The organism is Mesorhizobium sp. M0991 (assembly GCF_040318915.1).
Taxonomy (GTDB): domain Bacteria; phylum Pseudomonadota; class Alphaproteobacteria; order Rhizobiales; family Rhizobiaceae; genus Mesorhizobium.
Genome location: NZ_JAMYNE010000026.1, coordinates 12,537 through 31,739, shown reverse-complemented (window position 1 = coordinate 31,739; position 19,203 = coordinate 12,537). Strand labels below are relative to the sequence as shown.

At 63.0% G+C, this 19,203-nt stretch carries 20 protein-coding genes; 7 read left to right on the top strand and 13 right to left on the bottom strand.

The window, feature by feature from the left end; all coding sequences use genetic code 11:
• A complete protein-coding gene (locus tag NKH70_RS27675; protein ID WP_352720648.1) occupies window positions 1-756 on the top strand; it encodes an SDR family NAD(P)-dependent oxidoreductase in 756 nt (251 codons plus the stop codon).
• 248 nt (window positions 757-1,004) lie between these two features.
• Here the strand turns inward: NKH70_RS27675 and der are convergent, their stop codons facing one another.
• The gene (der, locus tag NKH70_RS27670) at window positions 1,005-2,438 is read right to left on the bottom strand and encodes a ribosome biogenesis GTPase Der (protein WP_352720650.1); all 1,434 of its coding nucleotides are present in this window, start codon (window positions 2,436-2,438) and stop codon (window positions 1,005-1,007) included.
• Between the two features lie 6 nt (window positions 2,439-2,444).
• A complete protein-coding gene (locus tag NKH70_RS27665; RefSeq protein ID WP_023674063.1) occupies window positions 2,445-3,110 on the bottom strand; it encodes a tetratricopeptide repeat protein in 666 nt (221 codons plus the stop codon).
• 204 nt (window positions 3,111-3,314) lie between these two features.
• On the opposite strand from NKH70_RS27665, the gene NKH70_RS27660 reads away from it, so the two are divergent.
• Complete coding sequence (locus NKH70_RS27660; RefSeq protein WP_352720701.1) at window positions 3,315-4,307, top strand: polysaccharide deacetylase family protein; 993 nt, start codon at window positions 3,315-3,317, stop codon at window positions 4,305-4,307.
• 27 nt (window positions 4,308-4,334) lie between these two features.
• On the opposite strand, the gene sbmA is transcribed toward NKH70_RS27660, so the two are convergent.
• From sbmA to NKH70_RS27645, 3 genes are all read right to left on the bottom strand, one after another.
• The gene (gene sbmA / locus NKH70_RS27655) at window positions 4,335-5,612 is read right to left on the bottom strand and encodes a peptide antibiotic transporter SbmA (RefSeq protein WP_352720653.1); all 1,278 of its coding nucleotides are present in this window, start codon (window positions 5,610-5,612) and stop codon (window positions 4,335-4,337) included.
• A gap of 116 nt (window positions 5,613-5,728) precedes the next feature.
• Window positions 5,729-6,883 (bottom strand): YbfB/YjiJ family MFS transporter, encoded by a 1,155-nt coding sequence (locus NKH70_RS27650; protein WP_352720655.1) that lies wholly within the window; start codon window positions 6,881-6,883, stop codon window positions 5,729-5,731.
• A 113-nt stretch (window positions 6,884-6,996) separates the two neighbouring features.
• Window positions 6,997-7,206 (bottom strand): hypothetical protein, encoded by a 210-nt coding sequence (locus tag NKH70_RS27645; protein ID WP_352720657.1) that lies wholly within the window; start codon window positions 7,204-7,206, stop codon window positions 6,997-6,999.
• A 97-nt stretch (window positions 7,207-7,303) separates the two neighbouring features.
• Between NKH70_RS27645 and NKH70_RS27640 the strand changes: the two genes are divergently transcribed.
• From NKH70_RS27640 to NKH70_RS27630, 3 genes are all read left to right on the top strand, one after another.
• On the top strand, window positions 7,304-8,218 hold the full coding sequence (locus NKH70_RS27640; RefSeq protein WP_352720659.1) for a LysR substrate-binding domain-containing protein: 915 nt from the start codon (window positions 7,304-7,306) through the stop codon (window positions 8,216-8,218).
• Window positions 8,219-8,299: 81 nt separating this feature from the next.
• A complete protein-coding gene (locus NKH70_RS27635) occupies window positions 8,300-9,556 on the top strand; it encodes an aminopeptidase (protein WP_352720661.1) in 1,257 nt (418 codons plus the stop codon).
• A gap of 27 nt (window positions 9,557-9,583) precedes the next feature.
• The gene (locus NKH70_RS27630) at window positions 9,584-9,946 is read left to right on the top strand and encodes a DUF488 domain-containing protein (protein WP_352915806.1); all 363 of its coding nucleotides are present in this window, start codon (window positions 9,584-9,586) and stop codon (window positions 9,944-9,946) included.
• Between the two features lie 158 nt (window positions 9,947-10,104).
• Here the strand turns inward: NKH70_RS27630 and NKH70_RS27625 are convergent, their stop codons facing one another.
• Complete coding sequence (locus NKH70_RS27625) at window positions 10,105-10,458, bottom strand: ArsC family reductase (protein WP_353026665.1); 354 nt, start codon at window positions 10,456-10,458, stop codon at window positions 10,105-10,107.
• 173 nt (window positions 10,459-10,631) lie between these two features.
• On the opposite strand from NKH70_RS27625, the gene NKH70_RS27620 reads away from it, so the two are divergent.
• Together NKH70_RS27620 and NKH70_RS27615 are read left to right on the top strand one after the other, a co-directional pair.
• Window positions 10,632-10,982, top strand: coding sequence for an ArsR/SmtB family transcription factor (locus NKH70_RS27620; RefSeq protein WP_352720665.1), 351 nt, complete (start codon window positions 10,632-10,634; stop codon window positions 10,980-10,982).
• On the top strand, window positions 10,979-11,464 hold the full coding sequence (locus NKH70_RS27615; protein WP_502908406.1) for an SRPBCC family protein: 486 nt from the start codon (window positions 10,979-10,981) through the stop codon (window positions 11,462-11,464). The genes NKH70_RS27620 and NKH70_RS27615 overlap by 4 nt, the downstream gene beginning before the upstream one ends.
• A gap of 126 nt (window positions 11,465-11,590) precedes the next feature.
• Here the strand turns inward: NKH70_RS27615 and NKH70_RS27610 are convergent, their stop codons facing one another.
• The 7 genes from NKH70_RS27610 to NKH70_RS27580 all read right to left on the bottom strand — a co-directional run bounded on the left by NKH70_RS27610 (window position 11,591) and on the right by NKH70_RS27580 (window position 19,097).
• The gene (locus NKH70_RS27610; protein ID WP_352720667.1) at window positions 11,591-13,018 is read right to left on the bottom strand and encodes an aldehyde dehydrogenase family protein; all 1,428 of its coding nucleotides are present in this window, start codon (window positions 13,016-13,018) and stop codon (window positions 11,591-11,593) included.
• A gap of 31 nt (window positions 13,019-13,049) precedes the next feature.
• The gene (locus tag NKH70_RS27605; RefSeq protein WP_352720669.1) at window positions 13,050-14,135 is read right to left on the bottom strand and encodes an ABC transporter ATP-binding protein; all 1,086 of its coding nucleotides are present in this window, start codon (window positions 14,133-14,135) and stop codon (window positions 13,050-13,052) included.
• Entirely contained in the window at window positions 14,125-14,733 is a 609-nt protein-coding gene (locus tag NKH70_RS27600; RefSeq protein ID WP_254820400.1) for a cupin domain-containing protein, read from the bottom strand. The genes NKH70_RS27605 and NKH70_RS27600 overlap by 11 nt, the downstream gene beginning before the upstream one ends.
• Window positions 14,734-14,912: 179 nt before the next feature.
• Window positions 14,913-15,983, bottom strand: coding sequence for an ABC transporter substrate-binding protein (locus NKH70_RS27595; protein ID WP_352660843.1), 1,071 nt, complete (start codon window positions 15,981-15,983; stop codon window positions 14,913-14,915).
• Complete coding sequence (locus NKH70_RS27590; RefSeq protein ID WP_352720671.1) at window positions 15,968-16,846, bottom strand: ABC transporter permease; 879 nt, start codon at window positions 16,844-16,846, stop codon at window positions 15,968-15,970. Before NKH70_RS27590 ends, NKH70_RS27595 begins: the two co-directional genes overlap by 16 nt.
• Window positions 16,843-17,730, bottom strand: coding sequence for an ABC transporter permease (locus tag NKH70_RS27585; RefSeq protein WP_292659959.1), 888 nt, complete (start codon window positions 17,728-17,730; stop codon window positions 16,843-16,845). The genes NKH70_RS27590 and NKH70_RS27585 overlap by 4 nt, the downstream gene beginning before the upstream one ends.
• A gap of 83 nt (window positions 17,731-17,813) precedes the next feature.
• Complete coding sequence (locus NKH70_RS27580) at window positions 17,814-19,097, bottom strand: NAD(P)/FAD-dependent oxidoreductase (RefSeq protein ID WP_352915811.1); 1,284 nt, start codon at window positions 19,095-19,097, stop codon at window positions 17,814-17,816.
• Between the last annotated feature and the right edge of the window lie 106 nt (window positions 19,098-19,203).

Here is a 19,203-nt window from a genome sequence, read left to right as displayed (position 1 = left end):
ATGAAGCCTGACTTCCACGGTAAAGTCGCGATTGTGACCGGCGCAGGCTCCGGAATAGGGGCGGCTGTTTCACGGCAACTCGCGCAAGAAGGAGCCGAGGTTGTTGTCGCCGACCTTGATGCCGAGGCCGCGCACTGCAAAGCCGCCGAAATAAGCTCGCAAGGAGGCCGGGCCTACGACTTTGCGGTAGATGTCACGGATGCGGCAGCCGTGGAAAAGCTGATCGAGTTCACTGTCCAGAAATGCGGCGGACTGGATATGGCGGTAAACAATGCAGGTATCGACGGCGTTCGAAAAGCAACAGCAGACTATCCGCTCGACAACTGGCACAAGCTGATAAACGTCAATCTTAATGGCGTTTTCTACAGCATGAAGTACGAAATCGCCGCCATGCTGGATCGAGGCGGAGGCGCCATCGTGAACATGTCCTCCGTTCTCGGTTCCGTCGGCTTGCCAACTGCGTCCGCATACACGGCAGCGAAACACGGAGTCGTTGGACTAACCAAAGTTGCGGCGATCGAATATGCGAGGATGGGCATCCGGATCAATGTAGTCGGCCCCGGCTTGATCGAAACGCCTCTTTTATCGGAGCAAATGGAGGCATTAGCCACCCGGCGCATGGCAGGCCTGCAGCCGATGGGCAGGCGCGGGAAACCGGAAGAAGTAGCGGCTCTTGTGTGCTTCCTCTTGTCCGACCAGGCCAGCTTTATCACTGGGAGCTACCATCTGGTGGACGGAGCTTACACCGCCCATTAGGTGCAGTGGCTGTCCCCACTCGTGCTGGCTATTGTCAGGGCAATGACGCAGATCGCCGGACTGCCCACACTGCCTGAGATGGCACTGTTCCCGCGTCGCAAGGGAGGCCGAGCCAGACCCGGTGGCGGCGCGACTTGCCGACATCCTGCTGCAGGTGGCGGTGGAATCGCCTGCCCGAAAATGTGCAGGCGCTGCCCGCGAGCGGCCGGCGGAGCGTACCTGATGCGGGCGCCCAGAAGACGTGGCGGTCAGTGGCGCTTCTTCGCCCTGCTGGCAAAAGGATTGTCCGAGGTGCGCAAGGCGATGCGGATCGGCACGCCGGGCATGTCGAAAGCCTCGCGCAGGCTGTTCGAGAGATAGCGGACGTAGGATTGCGGCATCGCATCGGGGCGTGAGCAGGAGACGACGAAGCCCGGCGGCCGCGTCTTGGCTTGCGTGACATATTTGATCTTCAGCCGACGCCCGGCGACGGCGGGCGGCGGATGATGTGCCAGGATGCCTTCCAGCCAGCGGTTGAGCTTGCCGGTCGAGACACGACTGTTCCAAACGCGATGCGTCCTGATCACCGCATCCATCAGCTTGTCGAGACCGCGCCCGGTCTCGGCTGAGACCGGCACCGCCTGCATGCCGCGCGCCTGCGGAAGAAGCCGCTCGGTTTTTTCGCGCAGTTCGGCCAGCAACTCCTGGGGATGATCAACAAGGTCCCATTTGTTGAAGGCGATCACCGGGGCACGGCCCTCGCGGATGATCAGGTCGGCGATCTGCAGATCCTGCTTCTCGAAGGGAATGGTGGCGTCGAGCACGATGATGACGATCTCGGCAAAGCGGATGGCGCGCAAGCCATCCTGCACCGACATCACTTCCAGCTTTTCGTGGATCCTGGCCTTACGGCGCATGCCGGCGGTGTCGAACAGTTTCAACCGGCGGCCATGCCAGTCCCAGTCGACCGAGATGGAATCGCGGGTGATGCCGGCCTCGGGGCCGGTCAACAGCCGCTCCTCGCCGATCAGCGCGTTGATCAGCGTCGACTTGCCGGCATTGGGGCGGCCGACGACGGCGATGCGCATCGGCTTGGTGTCGTCATAGCTCGGCTCGGCGTCCGGGTCGGTGATGTCCTCGCCGATCAGCACCTCGCTGGCGGCGACCTCCTCCTCGCCGGCCTCTTCGTCCTCGCCGAAGGCGCGCGCCTCGCCAAGTGCCGCGATCACGGCGTCGCGCAAATCAGGCAGGCCCTGGCCGTGTTCGGCCGAGACCGGGATCGGCTCGCCAAGGCCGAGCTCCCAGGCCTCCAGCATGCCGCCCTGGGCGCCCCGCGCCTCGGCCTTGTTGGCGACGACGACAACTGGCTTGCCGGACTTGCGCACGATCTCGGCGAAGGTCTTGTCGTCGGGCATCAGCCCGGACTTGGCATCGATTGTGAAAAAGATCAGGTCGGCCTCGCGGATGGCGATCTCGGTCTGGGCGCGCATGCGGCCGGGCAGCGTCGAGGCCGCCGCATCCTCGAAGCCGGCGGTATCGATGACGTCGAAATGCAGATCGTAGAGCTTGGCGGCATGGACGCGACGATCGCGGGTGACGCCCGGCGTATCGTCGACAAGCGCCAGCTTCCTTCCCACCAGCCGGTTGAAAAGGGTCGATTTGCCGACGTTAGGCCGGCCGATGATGGCGACTTTGAAGGTCATCCGTTGTTACGATACACCGCCCGAGCCGCGGATCAGCTCCGACATCAAAGTCGCCCGCTCGCGCGTGTTGCGCGGGGCGCCGTCATCGGCGGCGATCTGGTCGAACAGCTTCAATGCATCCGCCGCCTTGCCTTCCTTCCAGGCAGCAAGGCCAAGCGCTTCGCGCGCCGTATGGCGCAGTGTGTTGGTGTCGGCGGTGAGCGCCTCGACGCGGCTGGAGACATCGGCGAAAGAGCCGTGGTCGACCAGAAGCAGCGCTGCCCTGAGACGAGCCATGTCGCGAATACCGGAGGGGATCTTGGTGTCGGCGGCGACCTCGTCGAAATCCTTGACGGCGGCGTCGACGTCGCCCTTGTCCGCCTTGACGGTTGCCGCACGCATGCGGGCGAGCAGCGGATAGGCGCCGTAGCCGTCCTTCTCCAACGCCTCCAGAGCGGCAAGCGCCTCGTCGTTCTTGCCGTCATTGGCGAGCTTGAGCGCCTGCGAAAAAGCATCGCCCGAGCGGTTGGCGCGGGTCTCGTCCCAATAGCGGTAGCCGACGACAGCAGCAGTGCCAAGCACCACCAGCACGGCCAGCACGAGCAAGGCGGGACCGAAACGGTCCCACAGCGCATGCGCCTGGTCGCGACGAATCTCTTCGTTGACTTCGCGGATAAAACTGTCGTCCGACATGGATCAAAACCATTCATGCCCCGGCCGGGGCGGTTGATGAGCCCGCGTTTTAGCGAAATTTTGCCGGCATGGAAGGGGTTCGGCAGGAAAATCGCCTATTCACGAGGCAGTCGCCGCCAAAGGCGGCCGCACGGGTCGATCGTATCCGTGCCATATTTCACCGGTAGGCGGTGCTTCTACATTCCTTGATCCGGTCAGATGCCTTTGCCCCGTTTGTCCCGCGTTGTTGCGTTTTCGATTGCCGCGCTTGCAACCGGCGCGGCTTTTGCCGACCCGCCGGCGGCGCCGGCAAAACCGAAGCAGATCATCATCATCTCGTTCGACAGTGCCCGGGACATTTCGCAGTGGCAGCGCAGCCGGGCGCTGGCCCAGCGCACCGGTGCGCATTTCACCTATTTCGTCTCCTGCGTGTTCCTGCTGTCGCCCGAGACACGCAAGGAATACACCGCGCCGGGCAAGACAGAAGGCAAATCGAATATCGGCTTTGCCGCCTCCAGACAGGAAGTCGCCGACCGGCTCGAGCAGATCGACCTCGCCGCCTCCGAAGGCCACGATATCGGCAGCCATGGCTGCGGCCATTTCGACGGCAAGGACTGGAGCAAAGCCGACTGGCTGAGCGAGTTCGGCTCATTCAGGCATATTCTCGAAAACGCCTATTCGATCAACGGCATTGCTCCTGAACCGAAGGGCTGGCGCGATTTCGCCCGCAAATCGGTGGTCGGGTTTCGCGCGCCTTATCTGTCGGCAAACAAGGCGCTCTACGAGGCGCTGCCCGCGGCCGGCTTCCTACTCGACGCAAGCGGCGTCTCGCGTGGGCCGGTCGAGCCGCCGACCGTCAACGGCGTCACGCGCTTTTCGCTGCCGCAGATTCCGGAAGGGCCGAGCTCAAGGCGGGTGATCGCCATGGATTACAATCTCTATGTCAGGCATTCCGGCGGCTTCGAGCGGCCGAGCATGGCGGCCGAATTCGCCGAGCGGACCTACGCCGCATTCCGCGCCGCCTTCGATGCGCAATACCGGGGCAAGCGTATCCCGCTGCAGCTCGGCTTTCATTTCACCCTGATGAACGACGGCGCCTACTGGAACGCGCTGGAACGCTTTGCCGGCGAGGTCTGCGTGATGAAACAAGTCGAGTGTATCAGCTTTCGCGATTATGTTTCGCGGCGAGGCGAACGGCAGGCAGCGGTGGGCGGCTGAGCGGAAGCGCTCGCCGCCCGCTACTCTTTAGCTTACCGGCTGATCCTCGGGGCGCAGGCCGGCTTGCTCACGCTCCAGATAGCGCTGGTCGATTTCAGGCAGCGGTTCCCCTTCCAGCGTCGCCTCGAAGGCGCGTAGGCGTTTGTGCACCGACTGCAATTCAACGATGGTCGACCAGGATGTGAGCAGGAACTGGAGCGACCCTGTTACTCGGCCGAAGGCGTTGGAAATCTGCTGGAAGGGTCCGAAAGTTATCCTGTGAGCCACGAAGGATGGCCCAAGGATCAGCATGGCGAAGATATTGTCGGCCTGCAGGTAGGTGTAACGCACCACATTGAAATAGATATAATGAAAATACAGCCGGAAATAGTTTTGACGGACCTTGGAAAACAGCTCGGCAGTGGTTGCAGGCTGAGCCCTGTCCGCATGATCCTCGCCGTAGACGAGCTCCTTGCGATAAGCAGCCTCGACACGTTGATTGCGAAATTGCAGCCCAGGCAACTTCAAACCCGCAACCATAACCGAAATCGTTCCGAACAGGCACCAGGCAAGCGCGGCAACGACCAGTGGCTGCGGAATCGCACCGACGATTGGCAGTTCGCTGATATGGCTCTGCAGTTGAATCATCACCGGCAGGAATGCGATCAAGGTCATGATCGACTGGACAAAGCTGGAACCCAGATCTTCCATGATCTGCGAGAACCGCATCGTATCCTCCTGAATACGTTGTGAGGCGCCCTCGATGTGGCGGAGCCTGCTCCAGTTCTCCACGAAGTAATTGTTCATCGCGGTGCGCCAGCGGAATATCCAGTGGCTCACGATGAAGGCATTGACGACCTGCACATTCATTCCTATCAGCGCGAGCCATGAAAAGCTGGCCAATCCGGCATAAAACTCTGCGTCGGTGGATTTAATGGTCCCCGACATCAATCCCTGGATATAGTCGAAGAAAGGCCCATACCAGGCGTTGACCGCGACACTGACCTGTACATTGAAATAGATGAGGAACAGGATGACCGCGCTGATCAATATCGACCAGTTTTGCCACGGATGCGGCGCATACCAGCTCCAGAATGCATAGAAGACGGCAACGCAAAAAGCGAAATAGAGATAGAACCACAGAAACGGGTTCGACCAGAGTACGGCGATACCGATAATGGGCGGTGCATCAGCCGCAGCCGGCGGCAAGCCGAACACAGCGCCCAGCTGTTCGCCACCGAAAAACCAGAACAGGATAGCGGCAAGGCTCCAGACGGCTACCGAAGAGAAGAAGAGCTTCGGCTGCGGGAAGAAGGATATAAACACTGTGGGGAAATCCTCGGTCGATGCGCAAATCAGCGGGGTTCAACGCGCATAAAGTCACACATTAGTGGGAAAGAAAATGCCCGCTACCCAATGCCGGTCGTCGAGCAAGACCATAATCATGGCGATTTTGGCGCAGCCGACCAGGCGATCGCACCCGAGGCCAGCAGCACGGCTGCGGCCACGATCGAGGCAAGGAAAAAGTTACCCGAGGCCTGCGCGAGCAGCCCGGCGACGATCGGGCCGATGATCTGGCCGAGGCCGAAGGCGGCCGTCATCACCGCCAGCATCCGGCGTGGTGCTTGCGGGGCAAGCTGCCTGCCGGCCTGCAGACCAAGCGCGGTGATGGCGATGAAGGTGCCGCCGCCGAGAAGGCCACCGAGCAGCGGCCCGGTGCGCGCGCCCATGACGACACTGGCGCTGACGCCGACCACCTCGACCAGGCACCCCAGGGCGTAGGTGGCATAGAGCCCGATTTTAGCCGCGAGCTTCTGCCACAGCCAGACCGAAGGAAAACCGGCAAGTCCGGTGACCATCCAGACCACAGCCTCGAAGACGCGGCCGCCGCCGCCCTGACGGACGATCGCGACCAGGAACGTTGCCGTGACGATGTAGCCGAAGCCGAACAGGCCGTAGGCGACGATGATCTTCACCAGCGACCGGTCTTTCGGCAGTGCCGGCTCGCTCCCGGTGGTGCTGTTCGCGGCCGAGGTGCCGCCGGCCAGCAAGGCAACGGCGGCAAAGCCGCAGGCTGAAATTACCGCGGACCACAGCCAGCCCGCAGCCCAGCCGGCATGTTCGGTGACGAGGACTGCCAACAGCGCCGAGGACGCCGCGATGCCGAGGCCGACACCGCCGAAATACAGCGCCTGCAGGTCGTTTCGCCCGGCCGCGGCGAGGTGGCCGAAAACGATGCTGGTCATGAAGACCAGCACGAAGGCGCTGGCGAGGCCGGCAAGAAAGCGGATGAGGAGGAAGGCGGGCATGGTGCCGGTCAGGCCCATCAGGCCGGTGAGGATCGCGGTGGCGGCAAGGCCGGCCAGCATCAGCTGGCGCTCGCGGCCTTGCGCCCAGCCGCCGGTGGCGGCAAGCGCGCCAACGAGGTAGCCGAGATAATTGGCCGATGCGATCCAGCCGGCATCGGCCGGCGACAGGCCGAGCTCTTCCATCATGCCGGGCAGGATCGGCGTATAGACGAAGCGGCCGATGCCCATGGCGACAGCCAGGGCAATCATGCCGGCGATTGCCAGGCGCAAAGGCGAAGCGATGTTCATCGCGGCGCACCATAGGTGCGCCTGCCGGTGAGACAATCCGCCTTTTATTGGGCCAGAAGGGCTGCGCAGCCACGTCGGCGGCCGGCTCACCTAAAGTGCCAGCAAGTCCTTGTTCAGCCGCAGCAGGTCCTTGGCGGGGCCGTCTCGAAGCGGGTACGACGCGCAGTCAGCCTGAATGGCATGTCGGCGAGCTCGCGCTCCGACATGGTGTCGAGCACCGGATGCGACAGCGGATCAGTCCCCCAGCTGGCGGCCCCGCTGTCATGCCGGTGTGGCTGCGTTCCGATCGGGGAAAAGGCGCTGAGCCATGATAAAATCTTCATCAGGTTTGCCTCCTCACTCTGAGTAACCCACTTAGAATCCGGCATCCGGCAGTGTCTGGCAATTGAGATTTCAGCCGTTCGAGTTTAGAAAAACTGTATGGCTATGCTGAACCGCGTCCATCTCAACGGCTTGCGCGCCGTCGAAGCCGTCGCGCGCCTGGGCTCGCTTGCGGCTGCGGCCAGCGAGCTCAACGTCTCGGTCAGCGCCGTCAGCCAGCAGATCAACCGGACCGAAAAGCAGCTTGGCCGGGCGCTATTCGACCGAACGGCGGCTGGCCTGGTAGCGACCGAATTCGGTGCCATCTTCACAACGCGGCTCAGCGCAGGCTTTCGCGAACTTGCGCAGGCGATGGCGCTTGCCGATGAAAGCTCGGAGTGCACGCTGGTGGTTTCGGTAGCGCCGGCCTTCGCCTCGAAATGGCTGCTGCCGCGGCTGTCGCGGCATTTTGCCCGGCATCCGAACGTGCTCCTGCGCATCGACGCCTCGGTACGGCTTGCCGATCTCGATCGTTCGGACATCGATGTCGCCATCCGGCTCGGCGACGGCAAATGGCCGGGCGGGCGGGCCGAATTGCTGCTGGCGCAGGAGGTGTTTCCGGTCTGTGCACCGGTGATCGCCAGCAAGCTGAAATCGATAGACGACCTTGCTTTGACCTGTGCGATCACCGACGAAAGATCGATGATCAGCTGGGAGAGCTGGTTCGAAGCGGCCGGGGTGGAGCCGGTCACCTTCATGAAAGGCGCGCGCTTCACCGATCCGATGCTGTGCCTGGAATCGGCGATTGCCGGTCACGGCGTCATGCTCGGCTGGCAGTTGCTGGCCGCCGACGCGCTGGCCGACGGCCGGCTTGTCGCGCCGTTCGGCATACGCGCGCAGAGCGGCCTCGGCTATTGGCTGGTGACTTCGGCCAGCAAGAGCGAAAGCCGCAAGGTCAGGGATTTCAAGACCTGGGTGCGCGAAGAGATCGAGGCGACGATGGCGCAGTTCAGGTCGCTCGAGAGCGCCAGCTGAGCCTGCCGGCATCATCACGGTGGAAAGGTCGGTAGCGCCGGTCTATGTAAGAAACAGTCCCCAATCACGGCAGGCAGGATCATGACCACACATTCGCGCGGCGTTTCCGCAACTATCGACCCGGTGAAGCTCGACAGGCTGGCGGAGGTCGCCGTCAAGGTTGGGCTGCAATTGCAGCCGGGGCAGGATCTGGTGCTGACCTCGTCTATTGCAGCGCTGCCTTTGACGCGGCGGATCGTCGAGCACGCCTACAAGGCGGGCGCCGGCCTGGTGACGCCGATCTTCAACGATGACGAGATCATGCTGGCGCGCTTCCGCTATGGCGCCGACGCTGGTTTCGACCGCGCCGCCGGCTGGCTCTATGAAGGCATGGCAAAAGCCTTCGCCAGCAATGCGGCGAGGCTTGCCGTGCGCGGCGAGGATCCGTCGCTGCTTTCTTCTCAGGACCCGGCAAAGGTGGCGCGTGCCAACAAGGCGAATTCGATGGCCTACCAGCCGGCGCTGGAGAAGATCACCGGCTTCGACATCAACTGGAACATTGTGGCTTATCCCGATCAGGCCTGGGCCAAACAAGTGTTTCCGAACGACGCCGAAGACGTCGCCGTGGCCAAGCTTGCGGACGCCATCTTTGCCGCCTCGCGGGTGGACGTCGAAGACCCGATCGGCAACTGGACGGCGCACAATGCGGCGCTTAAGAGCCGCACCGAATGGCTGAACGGCCACAATTTCCATGCGCTGCATTTCACCGGCCCCGGCACCGACCTGACCGTCGGGCTGGCTGACGGCCACGAGTGGATGGGCGGCGCCTCGACCGCCAAGAACGGCATCACCTGCAACCCCAACATCCCGACCGAAGAGGTTTTCACCACGCCGCATGCAAGGCGCGTCGAAGGCCATGTCACGAGCACCAAGCCGCTGTCCTACCAGGGCACGCTGATCGACGGCATTGCGGTGCGTTTCGAGGCGGGCCGTATCGTCGAGGCAAAAGCTTCGAAAGGTGAGGATGTACTGCAAAAAGTGCTGGACACAGACGAAGGCTCGCGCCGTCTCGGCGAGGTGGCGCTGGTGCCGCATTCCTCGCCGATCGCCAAGAGCGGGCTCTTGTTCTTCAACACGCTGTTCGACGAGAACGCCGCCTGCCACATCGCGCTTGGCCAGTGCTATTCGAAGTGCTTCGTCGACGGCGCCTCGCTCAGCCAGGACGAGATCGCGGCGCGCGGCGGCAACAAGAGTTTCATCCACATCGACTGGATGATCGGCTCGGACAAGATCGACATAGACGGCGTCCATAAGGATGGCAGCCGCGTGCCGGTGATGCGCAAGGGCGAGTGGGTCTGACAGGACTGCGCGGCGTTCCCGGATCCCATGGGCGTAGATATTGAGATCAAGCGCATCTATGAGCCGCCGGCGCCCGCTGACGGGCAGCGGGTGCTCGTCGACCGGATATGGCCTCGCGGCGTCCGTGGCAAAGACGCCGCGCTAACGGTCTGGCTGAAGGACATCGCGCCGAGCAATGCGTTGCGCAAATGGTTCGGCCACGACCCGGCGCGCTGGGCGGAGTTCCAGCGGCGATACCGCGCCGAGCTCGACAGCAATGGCGAGGCGGTCGGGCAGCTGCGCGCCTTGCTGGGCAAAGGCCGGGTGACGCTGATCTACGGCGCGCATGATGAGACGCATAACAATGCGGTGGCGCTGGCGGAATATCTACTTCGTCATCCTCGGGCTTGACCCGAGGATCCATGCCGCAACTTCAGCCGAAGGATGCGGCGGAGTAGAACCTGCAAGGTTGCAATGCTCAAACGTCACGGCATGGATCCTATGGTCTGCGCCGCGTCGCTTCGCTCCTTGCTCCGCCATAGGATGACGACAGGATAGGCACCGCGACTTCACTTCCGCCCAACCGTCTGCTGATAAACATCAGGCTTGAAGCCGACGAGAATCCTGTCACCAAATTCCAGCACCGGCCGCTTGATCATCGTCGGTTTGGCCAGCATCAGCGCCTTGGCCTTCTTCTTATCCAGGCCCAGCCTGTCCTCGTCCGACAATTCGCGAAACGTCGTGCTCGCCTTGTTGAGCAGGATTTCCCAGCCGACCTTGCCTGACCAGCCGTTCAGCCGATCCGCATCCAGTCCGTCTACCCTGTAGTCATGAAAGCGATAGGCAACATCATGGCTCGCCAGCCAGACACGCGCCTTCTTGACCGTGTCGCAATTGGTGATGCCGTACATGGTGATCGTCAAAACGGATCCTCGGACCGGTCGAATCTGACGGCACCCTAAAACCGCACCTCTTAGTTTTCCAGCGGCCTTGCCGGGCATCGCGATTTTCGCGCTTGCCAATAGTAAAGGAATTTTCCTAAGTGTTGTCCCGAGCCAACTTTGGTCATGCGGATGGCCGAGGCAAGGAAATGACCATGACGAGCCTGCAGACCGAAAGCCCCCCGCCGATCGACGGCATTTTCCGGGCGCTCGCCGATCCTACCCGGCGGCGCGTAGTCGAGCGGCTGAACCGAAGCCCCGCCTCGGTCAGCGAGCTTGCCCAGCCGTTCGAGATGGCCCTGCCCTCCTTCATCGAACATCTCAGGGTTCTGGAAGGCTGCGGGCTGGTGCATTCGGAGAAGGCAGGCCGCGTCAGGACCTACCGGCTCGCGCCGGAGCCGTTGAAGCTCGCGGAAAACTGGTTGGCCGAGCAGCGTGCGCTGTGGGAGCGCCGCCTCGACCAGTTCGACGACTACGTGCTGAAACTCAAGGAGAAAGACAGATGAATATGGTCCCGTTGTTCCAACCCGATCCGAAGCTCGACCTCGTGCTCGAACGAGCGATCCAGGCGCCGCGAGAACTGCTGTGGACGGCATTGACGAAGCCCGAGCATGTCCGCCAATGGTTCACGCCGAAGCCGTGGATCATCACCGATTGCGAGATCGACCTTCGGCCCGGCGGCCTGTTCCGCACCCGCATGCAGTCGCCCGACGGCAAGGAGGTCAACGACAGGCGTTGCTGCTACCTCGAGATTGTCCCGAACGAGCGGCTGGTGTGGACCGATGCGCTGCTGCCAGGCTACCGGCCGTCAGGCGACCCATTCATTACAGCGGTCATATCGCTGCAATCGTATGGCGAGACGACGCGCTACACCGCCACCGCCATCCACCGCGACGAAGCCACGCGCAACAGCCACGAGGAGATGGGCTTCTACGACGGCTGGGGCACAGTGGCGGATCAGTTGGCCGGCTATCTCAAGACGATCTGAGGCGACCCTGCTTCGCACTCACATTGCGGCCACGGAGCCGTCGTGGCCGTTCAACCGAACGCCGGTGCCGAAGGAACCAACGCTCGCAACAAACTTGACGGTTGGCATAATGCCAATGTCGAAGGCTCAGGCGCCGTAACCGATGATACCCTTGATCTCAAGGAAATCATGGATCGCCCAGTCGGCGTATTCGCGGCCGTTGCCGGACTGCTTGTAGCCGCCGAAGGGCGCGAACGTGTCCCATTCCGGATAGTTGATCGAGACCTGCCCGGCACGCAGCCGGCTGGCAATCTTGCGGGCGTGGTCGATATCCCCCGACTGCACATAGGCGGCCAGGCCATAGACGGTGTCGTTGGCGATCTTCACCGCATCATCATCGTCATCGTAGGAGATGACAGACAGAACCGGCCCGAAGATCTCCTCCTTCTCGATGGTCATGCCGGGCCTGACGTGGCCGAAAACGGTCGGCCGCACATAGTAGCCACGGTTGAGGTGCTCCGGCCGGCCGGGGCCGCCGGTGACCAGCGTTGCGCCCTCGGCGATACCGGCCTCGATCAGCCGCTGGATCTTGTCGAACTGGATGTTGCTGACCACCGGCCCGAGCTTGGTCTCTTCCGAGCGCGGGTCGCCAACCTTGTGCGCTTCGGCCGTCTTCTTGGCGATGGTCAGCGCTTCGTCGTGGCGGGCGGCCGGCACCAGCATGCGGGTCGGCGCGTCGCAGGACTGGCCGCTATTGCCGAAACACGCCTTGACACCCTTGCGCACCGCCGCCTCGAAGTCGGCGTCGGGCAGCACGATGTTGGCCGATTTGCCGCCCAGCTCCTGCGCGACACGCTTGACCGTATCGGCGGCCGTCTTGGCGACGATGATGCCGGCCCGGGTCGACCCGGTGAACGAGACCATGTCGACGTCAGGATGGCCGGCCATGACCTGGCCGACATCCGGGCCGGTGCCATTCACCATATTGTAGACGCCCTTCGGCGTGCCGGCGGCGTCCATCACCTCGGAAAAGATGATGCCGCTGATCGGCGCGATTTCGGAAGGCTTTAAAACGACGGTGCAGCCGGCGGCGATCGCCGGCGCCACCTTGCAGACGATCTGGTTGAGCGGCCAGTTCCACGGTGTAATCAGCGCGCAGACGCCGATCGGCTCCTTTACCACCATGGTGGTGCCGCGCTTCTCGCTGAATTCGTAATCCTCAAGCGCCTTGATGGTAGCTTCCATATGCGCCCTGCCCGCCCAGGCCTGCGCCTCGCGCGCCAACCTGATCGGCGCGCCCATTTCATGGCTGACCACCTGGGCGATGTCCTCGTAGCGCTCATTGTAGACTTCGAGGATACGCTTCAGCAGCTTCAGGCGCTCGGTCTTGCTGGTTTGCGAGAAGGCCGGGAATGCCGCCTTGGCTGCCGCCACGGCCTTGTCGACATCGGCTTTCGAGCCGACCGAGATTTTGGTGTAGGCCTCTTCGGTGGACGGATCGATCACATCCAGCGTTGCCGGAACCACGGGGCCGACCCATTTGCCGCCGATGAAGAAATTGAGATGACTGCCCATGGGTGCTCCGGTTTTCTAGGAATGAGTGAGACTAGCTTGGCAGCATAGGGCAGTTGGCGCCACGGCGCAGGCTGATATGCGCCACGTCGCCGACGCTGAATTGAAAACCCTCCGCCCGGCGCGGCGCGTCGATCACCACCTGTGTCCCCTGCCCCAGCTCTGCATGAAGGCGCAAGGTGCGGCCGTGAAAGACGATGCTGTTCACCCGCACCGGTGCGGTACCGGCCGCGGCCTCGGTCGTGGCCAAAAGGTCCTCCGGACGCACGCCGATGGTGCGCACAGTGCCCTCGCCAGGCAGCTCGCCTTTATCCGAAATCGCTTCCAGCGGCAGGACGCCGGCGATGAACCGCAAGCGCTCGCCGTCACGGCCGACAAAGCGCGACTGCAGAAGGTTCATGGTTCCGATGAAGCTGGCGACGAATTTGGTGGCGGGCCGGTCGTAAAGGGTCGCCGGCGGCGCGATCTGCTCGATGTGGCCCTTGTTCATGACGACGATGCGATCGGAGATCGACAGCGCCTCGGTCTGGTCATGCGTGACCATGACGAAGGTGGTGCCAAGCCGCGACTGCAGCCGCTTCAGTTCGACCTGCATCTGCTCGCGCAGATGCGCGTCGAGCGCCGACAGCGGCTCGTCGAGCAGCAGCACACGCGGTTCGCAGACGATGGCGCGGGCAAGCGCGACGCGCTGGCGCTGGCCACCCGACAATTCGGACACACGGGCGCCGAGCTTTTCAGCAAGGCCGACCATGTCGAGCGCTGCGCCGACGCGCCTTGCCTGTTCGGCACCGGAGAGCTTGCGCAGCGACAGGCCGAAGCCGACATTTTCGGCAACGTTCATGTGTGGGAACAGCGCGTAGTCCTGGAACACGGTATTGACGGGACGGTCGAAGGGCCTGAGCGCCGTGATGTCGCGGCCTTCGAGCAGGACCCTGCCGTTCGACGGGCTCTCGAAGCCGGCGATGACCCGCAGGCTGGTGGTCTTGCCGCAGCCGGACGGTCCGAGCAGGGTCAGGAACTCGCCGCGCCAAATATCAAGATCGACGGCGTCGAGCCCTATGATGCCGCCGGGAAAAATCTTGGAGACCTTGTCCAGCCGGACGAGCGGATCAGGCGCCATCGCGAACCTCGGACGGCTTGGTGGTGTTGACCCACAGGATCTGGCAGCGCTCGCTGCCCGGATTGCGGAAGGCATGCAGCAAGGTGCTCTTGAAGGCGAAGCTGTCACCGGCCTTCAGCCCGTATCTGGTCGAATCGACCACCAGCTCGACCTCGCCCGACAGGACGAAGCCGAATTCGTGGCCGGCATGGGCGTAGGCTTCGGCGGTGCCGCCACCGGCTTCCACGGTCACCAGCATGCCGGTCAGCGTGGCGGCCGGCGGCGACAGCAGCGCCTTGGCGATGCCTTCCGACTTGACCGGGATCTGACGCCGGCTGTTGGCGCGCACGCAATAAAGATCGTTGCCGGCATCGTTGCCGTCAACGATCAGTGCCGACGGCTCGATGTCGAGTGCGGCGGCGAGCGGCCAGATCACTCGCACCCGCAATGACGACATGCCGCGCTCGATCTGGCTCAGCGCACCGATCGAGACGCCGGCTTTGGCGGCAAGTTCGGCCAGCGAGAGATTGCGCTCCAGCCTGAGCGCCCGCACGCGCCGGCCGACCCTGACGTCGGCGTCGTCCTTCGGCTTCTCAGCCGCTTCGTCCAGCATGTCCATCCATTCGTCCTCGTTTGGTAAGGTCTCCCCTTCTCCCCTTGTGGGAGAAGGTGGATCGGCGCGAAGCGCCGGGACGGATGAGGGGTGTTGGCCGGAGTGCCGTCGGTGCCATCTGGAACACCCCTCATCCGTCGTCTTCGGCGACACCTTCTCCCACAAGGGGAGAAGGGAAAACAAACTCAGCCGCCTGCCTTGACCTTCTCGAACATCTTGGCGAGTTCGTCATTCTGTTTCATCGGCCCGGTGAAGATGGTGGTCTTCAGCATCACCTCGGGATCGGAAGGCAGCTGCAGTTTCTCCAGCTCCTCCTTCGGCACGGCGGCGAAAGCCGAGCTGGTCGAGCTGCCATAGCCGTAGGCCTGGATCAGGTATTTTCCGGAATCCGTCTCAAGCCGGCTGTTGATGAAGTCATAAGCGAGGTCGACGTTCTTGGCGTCCTTGAGCATGACAAAGCCGCAAGCCCAGGTCAGCATGCCTTCCTTCGGCTTCATGAACTCGACCGGCACGCCCTGTTTCTTCAGCGAGGTGGCCGAGGCGTTCCAGGTCATGGCCGCGACCAGCTGGCCGCTCGCCAACGCCTGTTCGACCGAGGTCATGTCGGTGGTGTAGTTCGAGAGCAGCGGGCGCTGCTCGCGCAGTTTCTCCGCCACCTTGTCCATCTGTTCCGGCGTCATGTCGAATGGATTGACGCCGGCGAGAAGGGCCGCCACCACCGGTGTGTCGTGGACGGCATCGATGGTCGCCATGCGCCCGGCATATTGCTTGTCCCAGAGCAGGTTCCAACTGGCTTCCGGGTTCTTCACCAGATCGGTGCGGTAGAGGATCGAGGTGTTGCCCCAGTCCCACGGCACCATCCAGACCTTGCCGTCGCCGGCCTGCAGGTCGGGCAGGTTCTTGAAAACCGGGAAGATCGAATCCCAGTTCTTGATGCGCTTGGTGTCGATCGGCTGCAGCAGGCCTTCCTTGTTCCAGCGCGCCACCTTGTCATAGCAGGGATGCGCGATGTCGGGGCGGAAGCCAGCCTTGACCTTGGTGAAAGCGTCATCGTCGTCGCCAAACATCGAGGCTTCGACACCATCGGGGTGCGCGGCGAGGAAGCTCTTGTTGAAGTCGGGCAGTTCATAGCCCGACCAGGTGAAATATTGCAACTTGTCGCCGGCAAAGGCGACAGTCGACGCAAGCGCCAGCGCGAAGGCAGCCAGTCCGGTTTTCGCTGTCTTTGCCGTTATCGATTTCAGGTCGAATGCCATTGCAGTTCTCCTCTTTCGGTTTCTTCTGGTTTTGACAGGCTGGCGGGCGCTGGCCGCCGGGTGGCGGCAAGCCCGCGATGGCGCAGGATTTCGGCGAGTGCGGCGATGAGGAACGACACGGCCAGGATCGCGGTGCCGAGCGCCATGACGGTCGGCAGCGATTTCGGGAAGCGCAGCTGGCTCCAGATATAAAGCGGCAGCGTCGGCTCGGTGCCGGCAAGGAAGAAGGCGACGATGAACTCGTCGAACGAGGTCAGGAAGGCCAGCATGAACGCCGAAATAATGGCGGGCAGGCTGAGCGGCAGCATCACCCGTCTGAAGGTCGTCCAGTCCGAGGCGCCGAGGTCGAGCGCTGCCTCACGGATGGTCTTCGGAATGGCGGCGAAGCGGCTGCGCATGACCACCACCGTCGTCGGCAGCGCCACCAATATGTGACCGAGCACGATGGCAATGCGCGACGGCCCGAAACCGGCAAGATTGACCAGGATCAGCAGCGATATGCCGACGATGACGCCGGGGATCAGGATTGGCAGCCGCGCTATGGCACTGATCGTGGCCGCCAGCGGCGAACGGCCGTAGAGGTCCATATAGGACACGGTGATGCCGCAGAGTGTTGCGCCGATGGCGGCAATGGCGCCGATGACGAGGCTGGTGGCAAGTGCGCCGGAGAGCGCCGAATTGCCGTAAAGCGTGCCGTACCATTCCAGCGTGAAGCCTTGCAGCGGAAATGCCGCCTGGATCGAATTGTTGAAGGAAAACAGCGGGATCAGCAATATCGGCAGATACAGGAACACCAGATAGGCAAGGACGTAGGCTCCCAGCCAGCCGCCGCCCTGCCTTGCATCGATACGCGCCGTGTTCATGTGCGGCTGCCGTATCGGCGGTCGGCGAAGCGCACCACCAGCACCACGGCGAGAATGACCAGCATGACGGCGACGGCGAGTGCGGCGCCGAACGGCCAGTCATTGGCCTTGCCGAACTCGGCCTGGATGAGCGTGCCGATCATGGTGCTGGCAGGGCCGCCGACCAGCGCCGGCGTCACATAATCGCCGACGGTCGGCACGAAGACGACGAGAGCAGCCGCCAGCACGCCCGGCATCGAATTAGGCAGCACGATGCGACGGAAACTGGTGAACGGTTTTGCGCCGAGATCGGAAGCAGCTTCGAGCAGCGATTTCGGGATCGTGTCCAGCGCCACATAGATGGGCAGGATGGCGAACGGCGCATAAGCGTGGGCAAGCGTGACGACGACCGCTGCCGGCGTATTCAAGAACGCCAATGTCGGCTCCGACCAGATGCCGCTTTCGATCAACGCGGAGTTCAGCACGCCATTATAGGCAAGCACGATCTTCCAGGCGAAGACGCGCAGCAGATAGCTGGTCCAGAACGGCAGGGTCAGCAGGAACAGCAGCAGCCCACGCTGCCGCCCGGCATGGAAAGCCAGGTAGTAGGCAACGGGATATGCCGTGACGACGGTTGCCAGCGTCACCAGGCCGGCGATGCCCAGCGAGCGCAGCGTCACCGTCCAGTACAGCGGATCGGTGGCCACCGTGACGAAATTCGCAAGGGTGAAACCGGCCCCCAGCAGCGAGCCGTCATTGCCGCGAAAGGCCAGGAAGAACACCAGGCCAAGCGCGAAAAGGATCAGCAGAAAGGTGACCAGCCCGCCGGGCAGCAGCATGGCGAAGCGAAAACCCGGCGAAGACCGGGTTTCCGGCAGCGGCTGCGTTGCGGCGATAGTCGACATCGACGGCCCATCATAATTTGAAATCGACCAAGCTTTTTTCATATTCGTGAAGCTGTCAAGCTGTTTCACGCTTGGGCATGACGTCAGCGTTCGAAGGCGTCCAGCATCCGGTACCAGGCGATGGTCGCGGCAACGCCGACCTGCCGAAAGGCGTGAAACGGGATCGGCCGGATCGGCGATATCGGGAACGGCAATTGCCTGGTGTCGCCGCTCGACAGGTAGGAGGCGATGCGCTCGCCAAGCGCGGTCATCAGACCGATGCCGCGGCCCTGGCAACCGACGACCGCCAGCAGACCCTTCTCTGGCTCGTGGATATGCGGGAGATGGTCCGGCGTCATTGCCACCCGACCGAACCAGCGCTTTTCAATGGCCATATCGGACAGCGCCGGGTAGAGCCGCAGCAGCGCGCGTTCCAGATGCGCCCAGTCGGCCGGGCCGTTCGGCAGGGCCATGCGGCCGCGCCCGCCGAGCACCAGTCGGCCATCGGCACTCTTGCGATAATAGACGAGGATGCGGCGCGAATCCGACACTGCCTGCCCGTCCGGCAGGATCGCTGCCGCGACATTGGATGATAGCGGCGCCGTCGCGATCTGGAAGGAATGCAGCGGAACGAACGTCTCGGCGAGGCCCGGGAGCAGGCCGCCGGTATAGGCGTTGGTCGCCAGAACGACCGCCTTGGCCTTGAGTTCGGCGCCGCTTTCGGTTGAAACGTGCCAACTGCCAGCATCCTTGCTGATCTGCATCACGTTCTGGCGCTCGGCGATCTTCACGCCCGCCGCTGCAGCGACGCGCGCCAGTTCCGACGTGTAGGCGAGCGGATCGATGACACCGGCACGGCGATCGAGCCAGCCGCCGAGATAGCCCTGCGCGCCGGTCATCGTCGCGATCTCCGTCGCGCTCAGCAGCCGGACATCGGCGCCGCGCGCCCGCCACTGCCGATCCCGGTTTGCCGCCGCTTTCAGCGCGGTCTCGGTATGCGCCGCCTGGATCCAGCCATTGCGGACGAACGGCACCGCCAGTCTTTCGTCACGGATCAATTCGAAGACGGTGTCAGCGGTCGAGGCGGCAAAGTTGACGAGCGCTTCGCCGTGTTCGAGACCAAAATGCTCCAGCAGCCAGTCCGGATCGTATTTCAGGCCGGGAATGACCTGACCGCCGTTCAGGCCGGATGCGCCATTGCCAATTTCGCCGGCGTCCAGCACCTGGACGGCAAGGCCGAGCCGGGCGGCGTGCAAGGCCGTCGACAGCCCCATGATGCCGCCGCCGACGATGACGACATCGACGCGTCGGCCGGCTGGAAAAAGCGACTGGAACGCGGTGGCTGTCCGCGGCTTCTGCCAGATTGGATCGGAAAACCGTAAGAGCAAGCGTCACCTGGAGATTTTCAGTAGGTGAAAACCCTAGCGACGGTTTCATTATTTTGAAAGAGCGTTTTCCCTCGCCATTGGCGCACGCCAGGCTCGATCAAGGTCC